This is a genomic window from Sediminicola sp. YIK13 (genome assembly GCF_001430825.1).
Classification (GTDB): Bacteria; Bacteroidota; Bacteroidia; order Flavobacteriales; family Flavobacteriaceae; genus Sediminicola.
The window spans coordinates 2,806,191-2,821,163 of record NZ_CP010535.1 but is presented as its reverse complement, the minus strand read 5'-3'; the positions used below and the strand labels follow the sequence as shown (position 1 = coordinate 2,821,163).

General features: G+C 41.2%; 15 protein-coding genes. 8 read left to right on the top strand and 7 right to left on the bottom strand.

The window, feature by feature from the left end:
* Positions 1–16: 16 nt before the first annotated feature.
* A complete protein-coding gene (locus SB49_RS12550; RefSeq protein WP_062059191.1) occupies positions 17–712 on the bottom strand; it encodes a hypothetical protein in 696 nt (231 codons plus the stop codon).
* A 183-nt stretch (positions 713–895) separates the two neighbouring features.
* Between SB49_RS12550 and SB49_RS12545 the strand changes: the two genes are divergently transcribed.
* The 5 genes from SB49_RS12545 (at position 896) to SB49_RS12525 (ending at position 4,902) form a co-directional block, all read left to right on the top strand.
* Positions 896–1,543, top strand: coding sequence for a thymidine kinase (locus SB49_RS12545; protein ID WP_062057099.1), 648 nt, complete (start codon positions 896–898; stop codon positions 1,541–1,543).
* Positions 1,536–2,648 (top strand): alanine racemase, encoded by a 1,113-nt coding sequence (gene alr, locus SB49_RS12540; protein ID WP_062057097.1) that lies wholly within the window; start codon positions 1,536–1,538, stop codon positions 2,646–2,648. Before SB49_RS12545 ends, alr begins: the two co-directional genes overlap by 8 nt.
* A gap of 64 nt (positions 2,649–2,712) precedes the next feature.
* Complete coding sequence (gene mscL, locus SB49_RS12535; RefSeq protein ID WP_062057095.1) at positions 2,713–3,135, top strand: large conductance mechanosensitive channel protein MscL; 423 nt, start codon at positions 2,713–2,715, stop codon at positions 3,133–3,135.
* 144 nt (positions 3,136–3,279) lie between these two features.
* Positions 3,280–3,819, top strand: a complete 540-nt coding sequence (locus SB49_RS12530) for a GNAT family N-acetyltransferase (RefSeq protein ID WP_062057093.1) — start codon at positions 3,280–3,282, stop codon at positions 3,817–3,819.
* A gap of 93 nt (positions 3,820–3,912) precedes the next feature.
* Positions 3,913–4,902, top strand: a complete 990-nt coding sequence (locus tag SB49_RS12525; protein WP_062057091.1) for an aspartate-semialdehyde dehydrogenase — start codon at positions 3,913–3,915, stop codon at positions 4,900–4,902.
* Between the two features lie 78 nt (positions 4,903–4,980).
* Here the strand turns inward: SB49_RS12525 and SB49_RS12520 are convergent, their stop codons facing one another.
* Complete coding sequence (locus SB49_RS12520) at positions 4,981–6,222, bottom strand: S8 family peptidase (RefSeq protein ID WP_062057089.1); 1,242 nt, start codon at positions 6,220–6,222, stop codon at positions 4,981–4,983.
* Between the two features lie 285 nt (positions 6,223–6,507).
* Between SB49_RS12520 and SB49_RS12515 the strand changes: the two genes are divergently transcribed.
* From SB49_RS12515 to arfB, 3 genes are all read left to right on the top strand, one after another.
* Positions 6,508–8,664 carry a prolyl oligopeptidase family serine peptidase gene (locus SB49_RS12515; protein ID WP_062057087.1) on the top strand — a complete coding sequence of 719 codons (2,157 nt, stop codon included), beginning with the start codon at positions 6,508–6,510 and terminating at the stop codon, positions 8,662–8,664.
* 93 nt (positions 8,665–8,757) lie between these two features.
* Positions 8,758–9,732, top strand: a complete 975-nt coding sequence (locus SB49_RS12510) for an ABC transporter ATP-binding protein (protein ID WP_062057085.1) — start codon at positions 8,758–8,760, stop codon at positions 9,730–9,732.
* A gap of 5 nt (positions 9,733–9,737) precedes the next feature.
* Positions 9,738–10,142, top strand: a complete 405-nt coding sequence (arfB, locus tag SB49_RS12505) for an alternative ribosome rescue aminoacyl-tRNA hydrolase ArfB (protein WP_062057083.1) — start codon at positions 9,738–9,740, stop codon at positions 10,140–10,142.
* 15 nt (positions 10,143–10,157) lie between these two features.
* On the opposite strand, the gene SB49_RS12500 is transcribed toward arfB, so the two are convergent.
* From SB49_RS12500 to SB49_RS12480, 5 genes are all read right to left on the bottom strand, one after another.
* A complete protein-coding gene (locus SB49_RS12500) occupies positions 10,158–10,616 on the bottom strand; it encodes a 3-oxoacyl-ACP synthase (RefSeq protein ID WP_062057081.1) in 459 nt (152 codons plus the stop codon).
* A gap of 14 nt (positions 10,617–10,630) precedes the next feature.
* Entirely contained in the window at positions 10,631–11,743 is a 1,113-nt protein-coding gene (locus SB49_RS12495; RefSeq protein WP_062057079.1) for an NAD(P)/FAD-dependent oxidoreductase, read from the bottom strand.
* Positions 11,744–11,887: 144 nt separating this feature from the next.
* The gene (gene accC, locus SB49_RS12490; RefSeq protein ID WP_062057076.1) at positions 11,888–13,240 is read right to left on the bottom strand and encodes an acetyl-CoA carboxylase biotin carboxylase subunit; all 1,353 of its coding nucleotides are present in this window, start codon (positions 13,238–13,240) and stop codon (positions 11,888–11,890) included.
* 91 nt (positions 13,241–13,331) lie between these two features.
* Complete coding sequence (accB, locus tag SB49_RS12485; protein ID WP_062057074.1) at positions 13,332–13,817, bottom strand: acetyl-CoA carboxylase biotin carboxyl carrier protein; 486 nt, start codon at positions 13,815–13,817, stop codon at positions 13,332–13,334.
* A gap of 43 nt (positions 13,818–13,860) precedes the next feature.
* The gene (locus tag SB49_RS12480) at positions 13,861–14,856 is read right to left on the bottom strand and encodes a beta-ketoacyl-ACP synthase III (protein WP_062057072.1); all 996 of its coding nucleotides are present in this window, start codon (positions 14,854–14,856) and stop codon (positions 13,861–13,863) included.
* Positions 14,857–14,973: the final 117 nt, after the last annotated feature.

Below are 14,973 nucleotides of genomic sequence, written 5' to 3'. Positions count from 1 at the left end.
TGATATTCACTATTTTTTATGAAAACCTGCGCTCGATCAATCCCATAAATCGCGCGGCATATTCCTCTTTCCCTTCCCAATTATTATAATCTGGCTTTACCATGTTGACTATAAAGGCTATGGACCGCTCTTCTGAAGCAATGGTATTTAATTGGGATATTACCCTATTATAGTCTTCTGTACTGCCGTTAAACAAATGCTTTACAAATGCCAAACGGTCATTGAGATCTACCTTGATCTCTTTTGCTGTTTTACCTTGGGCAGTTGGCTGTACGGGAGCAGTAAATTCTGGAATTGGCTGTTCCTTTTTTTGTGGCTCAAATAGCTCCTTATCATTCTTGGCGTAGTTGGGCTGTGCCATAAATTCTGCCAAAACCTCATCTATCCCTTTTCCGTTGGGCATTTCAGAAACCATGTCCTTAATGGTGTCTATCCCCGGGATGATTATATCTTCCTGATGTGGGTTGCTTTCCGGGACTTTGGAATTTGCTTCCATAACAGCGGTGGCCATTTTCTCAAATTTTGCAGCAATGGCATTTTTTGAAACATCTACTTCTACATCGGTTAACCTCTCATCTATGAATTTGAGAACCGCCAATTTTTCATACAATCCCCTAGCTGCTTCATACATATCGGAAATATTGTTCAAGTCCCTAGAGGTAATAATATCTGTGGATATGCGAACCAATTCTTCTTTAAGTTTTTTTTTCATCTTTCTTTTTTTAATATCCGTGAACACCTGAATAAATCCTTGTTTATCAACCCTATAATAAAGCGTTTTACGCTTATCTACAACTTTTTTTGGCAACTAACCTCAAAGGCGTAATTTTTTAATAATTTTATGGTTCTATAAAATAGGAACGAAAAACACATTACTTTCGTCTAAAATTACAAAATGTTTCTCGAAAATACTGTTAACCACAAAGAACAATTCGGCTGGATAGAAGTTATCTGCGGCTCCATGTTCTCAGGCAAGACCGAGGAACTGATCAGGAGGCTTAAGCGCGCGCAATTCGCAAAACAAAAAGTAGAGATCTTTAAACCCATTGTGGATACCCGATACCACGAGGATATGGTGGTCTCACACGATGCCAACGAAATAAGATCTACTCCGGTGCCGGCCGCAGCAAACATTCGACTTTTGGCCGATGGGTGCGATGTGGTCGGTATTGACGAGGCCCAGTTTTTTGATGATGAAATTGTATCGGTATGTAACGATTTGGCCAATAGAGGAGTACGGGTATTGGTTGCCGGATTGGATATGGACTTCAAAGGAAACCCTTTTGGACCCATGCCGGCTTTAATGGCAACCGCAGAATATGTGACCAAAGTACATGCTATCTGTACCAGAACCGGAAACTTAGCCAATTATAGTTTCAGGAAATCTACAAATGACAAATTGGTTCTTCTTGGGGAAACGGATGAGTATGAACCTTTGAGCAGGGCCGCCTACTTTAAGGCTATGCTGAAGGAAAGGATTCGGAATATAGAGGTTAAGGAAGAAGAAGAAATAAAGCAGGATAAAAAAAGGTCGGATGCCTAAAGCTACAGAAACGGTCCTAGAAATAGACCTCAGCGCCCTAGAACACAACTACCAATACCTAAGGTCCAAAATTAAACCTTCCACCAAATTTCTGGGTGTCGTCAAAGCTTTTGCCTATGGCAATGACTCGGTAAGGGTGGCACAGAAGCTGGAAAGCTTGGGAGTTGATTATTTTGCCGTGGCCTACGCCAAGGAAGGAGTGGTATTACGAGATGCCGGAATAAAATCCCCCATTTTGGTATTGCACCCCCTTCCTTCTGGGTTTGATTTGATTATTGAACGATGTTTGGAACCGAGCATCTATTCCGAACATATTCTGAGCACATTTTTGGACACTGCCAAAAGGCATGGCCAAAAAGACTATCCAATCCATCTGAAATTTAACACTGGTCTTAACCGTTTGGGTTTTAAAAAAGATCAAGTCCCCCAGCTACTAGAAAAGTTGATCCCTAGAAAGGAAGTTAAAGTAGTCTCCATTTTTTCCCATTTGGCCGCAACAGAGGACAAGAATGAGCGAGAATTTACCACGGGGCAGATCAATACGTTTAAGGAAATTATCTTGGAAGTTGAAGAACGATTAGGATACCGACCCAAATGCCATATTTTGAATACCTCTGGGATTATCAATTACCCAGAAGCCCAATTTGATATGGTGCGCAGTGGAATTGGACTTTATGGCTATGGAAATGAGGCCAGAGTTGATGCAGAACTTCGTCCTATTGCGACCTTGAAAACCATCATTTCACAACTACATGTTTTGGAAGCCAATGAAAGTGTAGGCTATAATAGAGCCTTTAAAGTAGGTTCTAAAAAAGTTACTGCCACCTTACCTCTCGGACATGCTGATGGCATAGGTAGACCTTATGGAAAGGGAAAAGGTCAGGTCCTTATCAATGGCAAAATGGCTCCTATTATAGGGAATGTTTGCATGGATATGATTATGGTAGACGCTACTGGAATTGATTGTAGGGAAGGTGACGAGGTTATTATTTTTGGACCACAGGTCTCCGCTGAAAAAATGGCAAATAGAGCCAATACTATTTCTTATGAGCTCCTTACTGGAATATCACAACGTGTAAAACGTATATATATCGATCAATCATAATTTTTTAAAATAATTCCTTTTTTTACTATCTTTCTTTTCTAATAACCAAAAAACTATAAATTAAATGGGCTTTTTTAAAGATTTCAAATCCTTTCTAATGAAAGGGGACATCGTAAGTTTGGCAACAGCAGTTGTAATTGGCGGTGCATTTAGTAAAATTGTTAATTCCGCAGTAAACGACATACTTATGCCCGTTGTTGGAATAATTACAGGAGGAACCGATTTCACTCAAAAATTTATTGCCCTGGACGGGGAAACCTATGAGAGCTTGGCTGCTGCACAAGAGGCTGGCGCAGCGGTTATGACCTATGGGAATTTAGTACAGGCCTTGATCAATTTTGTTATTGTGGGCTTGTTCATTTACCTTTTCTTAAAGGCCTATGAGAATACCAAAAAGAAAGAAGAAGCAGCGGCACCAGCAAAACCTGCAGGACCAAGTCAGGAACAATTGCTGATGGAAATAAGGGATTTGCTAGCTAAAAAATAATTAAAATATACATCTATGCCCTATAAAGGATATTGGATGTACCGCTACACTACCGTAGTTTAACTAAAGCCACCTAAGGCGTTTCGCAGACGCTCTAGGTGGTTATTTTTTTAAATTCTATTTTTGCAACTTTCGCCATTATTTATGATCCAAGTTTCAAAAGAAGTCGCCCTCAAGCCTATCCATCTGGAAGATCAAAGGGAATTATTGGAATTAGCTAGGAAAATTTACCTTCCGGTGTACCGCCATTTATGGACGGACAACGGTGCGTTTTATTTTGAAAAAAATTACAGCATTACCAACTTAGAGCAAGAGCTGGCCGAAAAAGGATCGGTTTATTATTTTATTTATTACAAAACCAATAGTATAGGAATCCTTAGAATTCAGTTCGATAAAGAATGTATGGACTTTCCTGGGGAGGCTGCAACCAAGTTGCACCGGATTTATTTGGATCCAGAGGTTCACGGACTTGGTATTGGCCAACTTTTATTGGATTGGACCATTGAACAGAGTAAAGCGCACCAAAGTTCCCTTTTGTGGTTGGAAGCCATGGACACCCAAAAACAATCCCTTCAGTTTTATCAAAAAAATAATTTTCAAATTTCAGGCAGCTTCAAACTGGAGGTTCCCAATATCATTGAAAAATGGCAAGGAATGCATACCATGTATTTACGTTTGTTATAAACATAACTTTTTGTTATATTTTGATTAATCTTCTTTATAATAATTGTGCACTCTTTTAGTTTAAGTACATTTGCCCCATAAAAATTATAGACAATGAAAGTAGCTGTTGTTGGTGCCACCGGTATGGTTGGGGAAGTAATGCTCAATGTTCTAAAAGAACGCAGTTTTCCTATAACTGAATTATTATTGGTAGCCTCTGAAAGATCTGTAGGCAAAAAACTGGCCTTTAACGGAAAGGATTATACCATTATAGGGTTGAGCGATGCAGTTACGGCAAAGCCGGACATTGCCATATTTTCAGCGGGAGGGGATACCTCCTTGGAATGGGCCCCAAAATTCGCAGAGGTCGGTACTACGGTCATTGATAACTCCTCTGCATGGCGCATGGATCCTACCAAGAAATTGATAGTGCCCGAAATAAATGCCCATGAATTGACCAAGGAAGATAAAATAATTGCCAATCCCAATTGTTCTACCATACAAATGGTCATGGTTTTGGCGCCTTTGCACAAAAAATACAAAATGAAAAGGGTAGTTGTTTCTACCTACCAATCTGTCTCAGGCACTGGGTTAAAAGCAGTACAGCAATTGGAAAATGAAATAGCAGGAATACAAGGTGAAATGGCTTATCCTTATCCCATAGGAAGAAATGCCCTTCCCCATTGTGATGTATTCTTGGAGAACGGCTATACCAAAGAAGAAATGAAATTGGCCAGGGAACCCCAAAAAATATTTAACGACAAATCTTTTTCTGTGACAGCCACGGCAGTAAGAATACCCACTGCAGGTGGACATTCTGAATCTGTGAACGTGGAATTTGAAAATGATTTTGAACTATCGGAAATCAGGAAAATACTGAGTGAAACCCCAGGAGTTGTAGTGCAGGACAACACAGACACCAACACCTATCCCATGCCCATTTATGCCCATGGAAAAGACGATGTTTTTGTTGGCCGTATCCGAAGGGATGAGACCCAACGCAATTCCTTGAACATGTGGATTGTTGCCGATAACCTTAGAAAGGGAGCTGCTACCAATGCCATCCAAATTGGTGAGTACCTTATTGAAAATGGGTTAATTTAAATATTTCAAATACAAATGTTGACAATATAAAAAAAGGGGGGCAAATGCCCCCCTTTTTCTGTCTTTATGAACTATTATTTAATGCGAAATAATTGCATCCGGATTGCCATCAGGATCACCGTTTACGGTTCCAGAGGCCCTAGCACCACCCAATAACAATACCCCAGCAGCATGTGGCGCAGCCATAGAAGTACCACTGATGGTATTGTAACCACCATCTTTCCAAGTAGACTTAACTGCCACTCCTGGCGCACAGTAATCTACAGGAGGGTTTCCATAGTTAGAAAAACTTGCCCAAGCATCATTGTTGCTACTCATAGCTGAAATGGTATAAATACTATTCCCATTTACCCTTGCTGGGGAATGGTTGTTAGCATCATCTCCATCGTTACCAGCCGCTAGAACAAATATCACACCCGAAGTTTGGGCCGCGAATACTGCATCATCTACCGCTTGGGAAACCGGTCCGCCCAAACTCAAGTTTGCCACGTCACCATTTCCACCTTTTGCCGCTACATGATCTATACCTGCGATAACCCCGGAATAAGAGCCACTGCCCCTACTATCCAATACTTTAATTGGGATCACTGTGGCCCCAGGAGCGACACCAATTACTCCTATATCGTTATTGATTGCGGCGATAGTACCAGCAACATGGGATCCATGTCCGTTCCCATCATCCAATGACCTACCGTCTTTACCTGAAGAAAAGGCGTTATATCCTCTTGAAGCATCAACAATTAAATCGGGATGGTCCAGATCTATCCCTGTATCTATGACCCAGGCAACGCCATTGCCGGTATAGCCCGCAACGCCATTTACCCTAGTAATACCCCATGGTGTTTCCTGTGCAGCAGATCCTCCTCCACCGTTCCCTGGGCCTTTGCCCGGAGGCGGGGCCAAGGTGACCATCTGGTCCTTTTCTATATACGCAATTCTCTTATCTGTTTTTAGTCGAGCCACATCATCACCGCTAAGTTTGGTAGCCACCCCATTGAATACCTTACTATAACTGTTACTGATTTCAAATGTGCCCACTTTGTTTTCGGCAAACATTTTCTCGGCCGCTGATTGTACCGCAAGGCGGGCAGCTTTCTGATCGTTCCCAAATTTAGCCCCAATATCACCTGTTACTTTTTGGTTGAAGACAATAATATAACTGCCTTCAATAGTCTGGCTCGACTGGGACACTGTTAGTTCTTCGGTTTCCAGTTGCCCATTTTCAATTTCAATGAATTGATCTTCCTGGTTGGAACAAGAAGTGATTACTAATGCCAAGGTAAAACCTAAGGCAGCGCCCTTTAAAATACGTTTCTTCATAATGAATTTGGTTATTGGTTTTTTCTAAAAATATATATTTTTTAGTAACTATTTAACATTTTTTAACAAAATTGTTGAAAGGTTTAAGAAGAACACCATTTCGTTTAAACAAGATTCGCAAAATTCCCAATCTTTAAACTTCTACAACCTCTTGGTCGATTCCCATAATACCTGGAATACATCTAAATTCTTGACAGCACACGGAAAAATTGTTAAAACCATTATAATGCTTCAGCCTAAAAGTTATTTATTGGTATTTTTAGCTGACCAAGCAAATGAAAGATTATGAAAAAAACATTTTTATTACTCGCGACCGCATCTCTTTTTGTAGCCTGCGAAACCACTCCTAAAAAAGAAAAAATTTCCGTGAATTATCCCACCACTAAAAAAGTAGACACCGTCAACACCTATTTTGGTACTGAAGTTCAAGATCCCTACCGTTGGTTGGAGGACGACAGAAGTTCTGAAACAGAAGAATGGGTGAAAGCCCAGAATACGGCCACTTTTGGATATTTAGAAAAAATTCCTTTCCGTCAAGATCTAAAAAATCGATTGGAAAAATTATGGAACTATGAAAAACTGGGTTCCCCGTTCAATGAGGGCGATTATACCTATTTCTATAAAAATGACGGCCTCCAGAACCAATATGTGGTATACCGTAAAAAAGGAGAAGGGGAGGCCGAGATATTCTTAGATCCCAATACCTTTTCTGAAGATGGCACCACCTCTTTAGCCGGCTTAAATTTTACAAAGGACGGCTCTTTGGCCGCTTATTCCATCTCCGAAGGGGGTAGTGATTGGCGAAAGGTAATTGTCATGAATGCCGTGACGAAGGAAATAGTTGAGGACACTCTTGTAGACATCAAATTTAGCGGAGTCTCTTGGAAAGGAAATGAAGGGTTCTACTATTCCAGTTATGATAAACCCAAGGGTAGTGAACTCTCGGCAAAAACCGACCAGCACAAACTTTATTACCATAAGTTGGGAACCCCACAAAAAAATGACCTGTTAATTTATGGGGGGACTCCCGAAGAAAAACACAGATATGTTAGCGGAAGCGTGACAGAGGATCAACACTATTTGTTCATTTATCCAAGGACCTCTACTTCGGGCAATAAATTGTTGATGAAGGATCTTACAAAGCCCAACAGTAAAATTAGTACGGTGTTGGACAACACGGACACTGACAGCTATGTCATCGAAAATGTGGGATCCAAATTGTATATCATGACCAATATGGATGCGCCCAACCAAAAGATTGTGACAGTGGATGCATCAAACCCAATGCCCAAAAATTGGAAAGATTTTATCCCAGAAGCTGAAAACGTTCTTAGCCCGAGCACTGGAGGCGGCTATTTCTTCGCGGAATATATGGTAGATGCCATTTCCAAAGTGTATCAATACGACTACAATGGGAAAATGATCCGTGAAGTAAAACTACCAGGTTTGGGAAGTGCAAGTGGTTTTGGCGGCAAAAAAGAAGACAAGGAGTTTTACTTTTCCTTTACCAATTACAATACGCCCGGATCATCCTATAAGTACAATGTTGAAACAGGGGAATATGAACAATACTGGAAACCAGAAATCGATTTTAATCCCAACGACTATGAATCCAAGCAGGTATTTTATAACTCTAAGGATGGAACCAAAGTTCCTATGATCATCACCTATAAAAAGGGATTGGAACTCAATGGAAAGAACCCGACCATTTTATATGGTTATGGCGGATTTAATGTGAGCCTCACCCCTTCTTTCAGCATTGTCAATGCTGTTTGGATGGAGCAAGGAGGCGTTTATGCTGTTCCCAACCTGCGCGGTGGAGGGGAATATGGTAAAAAATGGCATGATGCAGGTATCAAAACCAAAAAACAAAATGTTTTTGATGATTTTATTGCTGCCGCTGAATATCTTATTGAAAACAAATACACCTCTTCAGAGTATTTGGCGATAAGGGGCGGATCCAATGGCGGTTTACTGGTAGGGGCCACCATGACCCAGCGTCCAGATCTAATGAAAGTAGCCTTGCCAGCAGTTGGAGTCCTCGACATGTTGCGCTATCACACCTTTACTTCCGGTGCCGGATGGGCCTATGATTATGGCACTTCAGAAGATGATAAGGAAATGTTTGAATACCTCAAAGGGTATTCCCCCGTGCACAATGTTAAAAAAGGGACCTCTTATCCGGCCACCTTGGTCACAACCGGTGACCACGATGATAGGGTGGTCCCTGCACATAGCTTTAAATTTGCAGCGGAATTACAGGAAAAACAAAGCGGGGACAATCCTACCTTAATCCGCATTGAGACCAATGCAGGCCATGGCGCAGGTACCCCAGTAAGCAAGACTATAGAGCAATACGCAGATATTTATGGCTTTACCCTTTACAATATGGGTTTTGAACAATTGCCCAACCAAGCTGTTTTAAAGGAGTTTAAAGACTAATGAAACTATTTTAATTATTTAAAATCCGTTCCCATAGGGAGCGGATTTTTATTACCATTTAATCTTAATCTGTTTTTTGAGTAATTTTGCACCATGCTAAACGTTAATTCCATATCCTTTGGGTACACCGAAAAAACGGTGCTGAAAGACCTGAACTTTACTGTCGGAAAAGGGGAGCACCTTTCCATTATTGGCGAGAGTGGATGCGGCAAGAGTACTTTGTTGAAACTTGTTTACGGCCTACTTCAGCCCGCTAATGGGACCATTTCATGGAACGACAAACAAGTGCTTGGACCCGATTTCAACCTGGTTCCAGGGGAGAAATATATGAAATATCTTTCGCAGGATTTTGACCTGATGCCTTACACTACGGTTGAAGAGAACGTGAGTAAGTACCTTTCTGTTTTTTACCCCGAGGAACTGCAGGAGCGCACAGAGCAACTTCTTGAAATGATAGAAATGGAAGATTTTGCCAAGACCAAAGTACAGTTTTTGAGCGGTGGACAACAGCAACGCGTGGCATTGGCCCGCGTGTTGGCTCAAGAACCTGAACTATTATTGCTGGATGAACCTTTTGGCCATATTGACAATTTTAGAACCAACAGTTTTAGAAAAAATCTCTTCAATTATTTAAAGCGAAAAGGAATTACATGTTTGGTGGCGACACATGATATGGACGATGTTCTGCCCTATGCCGATCAATTGATCGTTCTGAAAGATCAAGAAATACTGGCACACGGCACTCCTAAAAACATATACAGACACCCCAAAGATTTATATACGGCATCGCTCTTCGGAGAGGTCAACACTGTACCTATCCAATTGCTCAAACAGTACGCCAAAATCAACAAATCCATCTTGGTCTACCCCCATGAATTTCAGATTTCCGAAAAAACAGGATTACGGGTACGTGTTAAGAAATCCTTTTTTAAGGGGAGCCATTACCTGCACGAAGGGCTAACGGATGACGGGGAAACCCTGTCCTTTACTTCTAGAGAAAGCTTGAAGCCGGAAACAAAGATCTATTTAAATGTGGCCTTAGAAACCATTAACGCAAGAATAGCATAGTCAATTTGGACAAAGAACGCATCGTACAGGAATTGGAATTTAAGGCGGTAAGGAGCAGTGGTGCGGGCGGGCAGCATGTGAACAAGGTATCTTCCAAGGTGGAACTTTATTTTGATGTAGCAGCTTCCAAAGGGCTATCTGAAAATGAAAAAGAACGTATCTATACCAAAATAGGAATCAGGCTCACCAAAGAAAATGTACTGATTCTATATTCTGATACGAGCCGAAGTCAGCACAAAAACAAGGAATTGGTCATTCAGAAATTTTTGGACCTTATAAGAAGTGCTTTAACGGTTGCTAAAAAAAGGCGAAAGACCAAGCCTAAAAGGTCTGCTGTAGAAAAGCGTTTGAAATCGAAGTTAAAAAAAGCGCAGAAAAAAAGTTTAAGGGGCAAGCCCAAATTGGACTAAGGCCCAATCAACTACCTAAAGGATTGCAGTAATACGTATTTCCTTACCATTGAATTCTATAGTTTCATTTTCGGTTTTTCCCAACAATAATTTCCCTATTGGTGTATTGGGTGCGATGGCATAATACACCTTCCCATCAATACGGACCTCTCCTGCACTTATAGCCAAGTAATAGCTATTGGTATTGGTCTTCACCAAACTGCCCAAAGAAACCGTTCTTGATTGCCCTGAGAGGGGCACACGTTGGAACAACCCTTGTACTTTCTGAATTTCGGACAATTGTACCCCCAATTTTTCTCGTTCCAATTGGATCATGGCGCGCCCTGTTTCATGCTTGTCCCCGGCACTACTCTTGGTCTCGGAACCCAAGGCTTCTTGTATCTCCTGAATATTCTTTTGAATACGCCCCAATCTATTTTGTATATAACCTTGGCAATGGTCGTATAACTGTTGTTTTAACGGATCTATTCCCATAGGTGCTCTATTACTTAGACTAGTTCTGCAAGTTCTTTGCCGATAAGGCTTCCGATGGCTATCCCCATGCCTCCCAAACGAACCCCACAGGAAACATTTTCTGAGATTTGCTTGATGATGGGCCTCTTTTGGGTGCCCATGCCCATGATGCCACTCCATCGTTGGTCCACTTCAAAGGGGGTATCGGGCAAAATGATATGTTTTAGAATATCTTCCAGCTTATTTTGTATCAATTGGGTCTCCCCGAAAGCCATGGTTTCTTCTCCTTTAAAATCCAAGTTGCGCCCCCCTCCAAACAAAATCCTGTCCTGAATGTTTCTAAAATAATAGTACCCCTCATCCAAATGGAAGGTCCCTATGACCTTTAAGTTTTCAATGGGCTTGGTAACGAGTACTTGTGCTCGGGCAGGCTGTACATCCCCTTTTATCAATTGAGAGGCAAAGCCGTTGGTGGCCACCAATAACTTCCCTGTCTTAAACTCAAACTGGTTTGTTTTTACCTCAACATGCCCTTCTGCGTCCTCCAAAGCTTCAACCTGAATGGCGTTTAAGATGACCACTCCAGCATTTTGGACCTTTTGCAATAAGGTAGACATCATCTTGCCCGTATCTATTTGAGATTCAAAAGTATTGGTGATGAACTGTTGCTGTATGCCCTTAAAATTAAACGTATTGGGGTGGGCCCGGAAGCCGTCATCACCAAATACCGGAGCAAGTAATTCATTGACCACGCCAATATGTTCCAAACAATTTTGATACAATTCCGTATGGGCCTCCATAAATACCTCATGCCCTCCGTGATTCTGGAAATCCATGTTGGCATCACCAATATTTTGTCGCAATAATTGTACGCCGTCCCAACGTTTTTTCACGAGTTGCAGCACCTCTTCCTCGGTGTGCTGTTTTAGATCAGCCAATATCTCAGAGATACTTCCAAAGCAAGCAAACCCAGCATTTTTGGTGCTGGCCCCTTGGGGTAGAATCCCTTTTTCAAGGACCAATATCTTTGCATTTGGGAAACGTTTTTTAAGGTGAAGTGCGCAGTTAAGACCAACAATACCGCTCCCCACAATGGTAAAATCTATATTGGACAACCATGTTTTATATTCCCAGTAACTTAAATTCACGTGAAGTTATTTTTTATGGTCATAAAAATAAGGGTTATCATTTTAGTAAGAACTATTTAAATAGTCTAAATACTAAGCTGAATCCCTTGCAAAAGTTTAAATAGATTGTATAAAAAAACTCCGGCATTGGCCGGAGTTTTTGTCTTATTCTTCTGGTTGTGGATCCATTACCCAGCTTTCCATGAATTTGGTGGTATAGTTCCCCGCCAAATAATCCGGATGGTCCATCAACTGTCTGTGGAAAGGAATGGTCGTCTTTATTCCTTCAATCACAAACTCGTCCAAAGCACGCTTCATCTTATTGATGGCTTCCTCTCTCGTCTGGGCCGTTGTAATAAGCTTAGCGATCATGGAATCGTAATTTGGCGGTATGGTATACCCGCTGTACACATGTGTGTCTAAGCGAATCCCGTGTCCTCCAGGCGTATGCAATGTTGTGATTTTTCCCGGAGATGGTCTAAAACCATTATAAGGATCCTCGGCATTGATACGGCACTCAATAGAATGTAATTTAGGGGTATAATTCTTTCCTGAAATTGGCACTCCTGCGGCAACCAATATTTGTTCACGGATCAAATCATAATCTATGACCTGTTCTGTAATTGGATGCTCAACCTGAATACGGGTATTCATCTCCATAAAATAGAAATTCCTATGCTTGTCCACCAAAAATTCGATAGTACCCGCACCTTCGTATTTTATAAATTCGGCAGCTTTTACCGCGGCCTTACCCATATCATCCCTCAATTTATCTGTCATAAAAGGAGACGGGGTCTCTTCGGTAAGCTTTTGATGACGTCTTTGGATGGAACAATCCCTTTCTGATAGGTGACAGGCCTTCCCATACTGATCACCAACGATCTGTATTTCGATATGCCTTGGTTCCTCTATTAATTTTTCCATGTACATGGCCCCATTTCCAAAGGCAGCCGAAGCTTCCTGGACAGCACTATTGTACAATTTTTCCATTTCCTCCTCTTTCCAAACAGCTCGCATCCCTTTACCTCCACCACCAGCGGTAGCTTTGATCATAACGGGGTACCCAACAACTTTGGCTGTTTTTTTGGCATCTTCAACTGATTTTAAAAGGCCTTTTGAACCGGGCACAATAGGAACTCCAGCTTTTTCCATGGTTTCCTTGGCCGTAGCCTTATCTCCCATTTTATCGATCTGATCCCCAGAAGCGCCAATAAATTTAATCTCGTGCTCGGCACAGATCCTTGAAAACTTGGAATTTTCGGAAAGGAAACCATATCCAGGATGAATAGCATCTGCATTGGTAATTTCTGCCGCTGCGATGATATTTGGTATTTTTAAATAAGATTCACTACTGGGGGCCGGGCCTATACAAACAGCTTCGTCCGCAAACCTCACATGTAAGCTCTCTTCATCTGCCTTGGAATAAACAGCAACTGTTTTTATTCCCATTTCCTTACAGGTCCTGATAATACGCAGTGCTATTTCACCCCTATTGGCAATAAGTATTTTTTTAAACATCTCTTGAAGTTTTAAATTTTGAATTCTAAATTTTAAATGATTTTAAATGACCAAAAAAATTTGTCATTCAAAATTCAGCATTTAAAAATTCTTATGACGGATCTACCAAGAATAAGGGTTGATCAAACTCCACAGGAGAAGAATCATCCACTAATACTTTCACAATTTTACCAGAAACTTCCGATTCAATATCGTTGAAAAGTTTCATGGCCTCGATCACACAAAGAACATCTCCTTTGTTGATGGTGCTTCCCACTTCAACGAAAACAGGTTTGTCAGGGGATGGTTTTCTATAAAACGTGCCAATGATGGGGGATTTTATAGTAATGTATTTAGAATTCTCATCAGCCTTTGCGGGGGCGGCTTCTGTTGCAGGTGCTTCTGTTGCAGGTGCGGCCTGCATTGGAGCCATTTGGTTTTGACCCATTGGGATTTGCTGTACGTAGGTGGTTTCGTTACCAGAACCTGCTGCTCCCGTTCGGATGGTGATCTTGATATCATCCATTTCCAGTTTTACTTCGCTGGCACCCGATTTAGCCACAAATTTAATTAAGTTTTGAATTTCTTTAATATCCATGGAATTCGATTTAGTTTTAGTTCTATAAAAGTTAGTTAGTTTGTTATGAATTATACGCCCATTTCAGATAAATAGAGCCCCAGGTGAAACCACCACCGAAAGCTGCAAAAACCAAATTATCGCCTTTTTTGAATCTCTTTTCAAAATCGGCCATTAACAATGGTAAGGTTGCAGAAGTAGTGTTTCCATATTTTTCAATGTTCACCAATACCTTGGATTCATCAAGACCCATACGGCTTGCCGTAGCGTTGATGATCCTCATGTTGGCTTGGTGTGGCAATAACCAAGATACATCATTATCCGTTAGGTTGTTGCGTTCCATTATTTTAGCAGCGGCATCCGCCATATTGGATACGGCAAATTTAAACACCGACTTACCATCTTGGAATACAAAATGCTGGCGATTTTTAACCGTTTCCAAGGAGGCAGGCAATTGTGACCCTCCGGCATCAATTTTCAGGAAATTTCTCCCCACCCCGTCAGATCTTAAGTACTCATCCTGAAGTCCAAGACCTTCCTCATTGGGTTCAAACAATGCAGCACCGGCACCATCGCCAAAAATGATACAAGTGGTTCTATCTGTATAATCTATAATGGAAGACATTTTATCTGCTCCGATAAGCAGTACTTTTTTGTAGCGTCCGGAAACAATATAACTTGAAGCAGTGGACATCCCATATAAAAAGCTGGAACAAGCGGCCTGAAGATCGTATCCAAAGGCATTGGTTGCCCCTATCTCGGAAGCGACATAGGCTGCGGTACAAGAAACTTGTAAATCAGGAGTTGCCGTAGCCACGATGATCATATCGATTTCGGTTGGATCCAAATTGCTTTTTTGAATAAGCTCCTCAGCTGCCTTTATGGCCATATAAGAAGTTCCCGCACCTTCCTTTTTCAGTATTCTTCTTTCTTTGATTCCAGTTCTACTGGTTATCCACTCATCATTGGTATCTACCATCTCTTCCAATAGCTTATTGGTCAAAATGAAGTCAGGAACATATGCTCCCACAGCGGTAATAGCTGCTGATAATTTGTTCATCCTAAATCTGATTTTCAATCAAAAACATTCAAAAATGCTTCAAAAGTGGTGAAAATTAATGATTTTTTACGACTTATAGGGTTAAAAATTCTAGTTTTTGAATTTGACCCTGTGCCA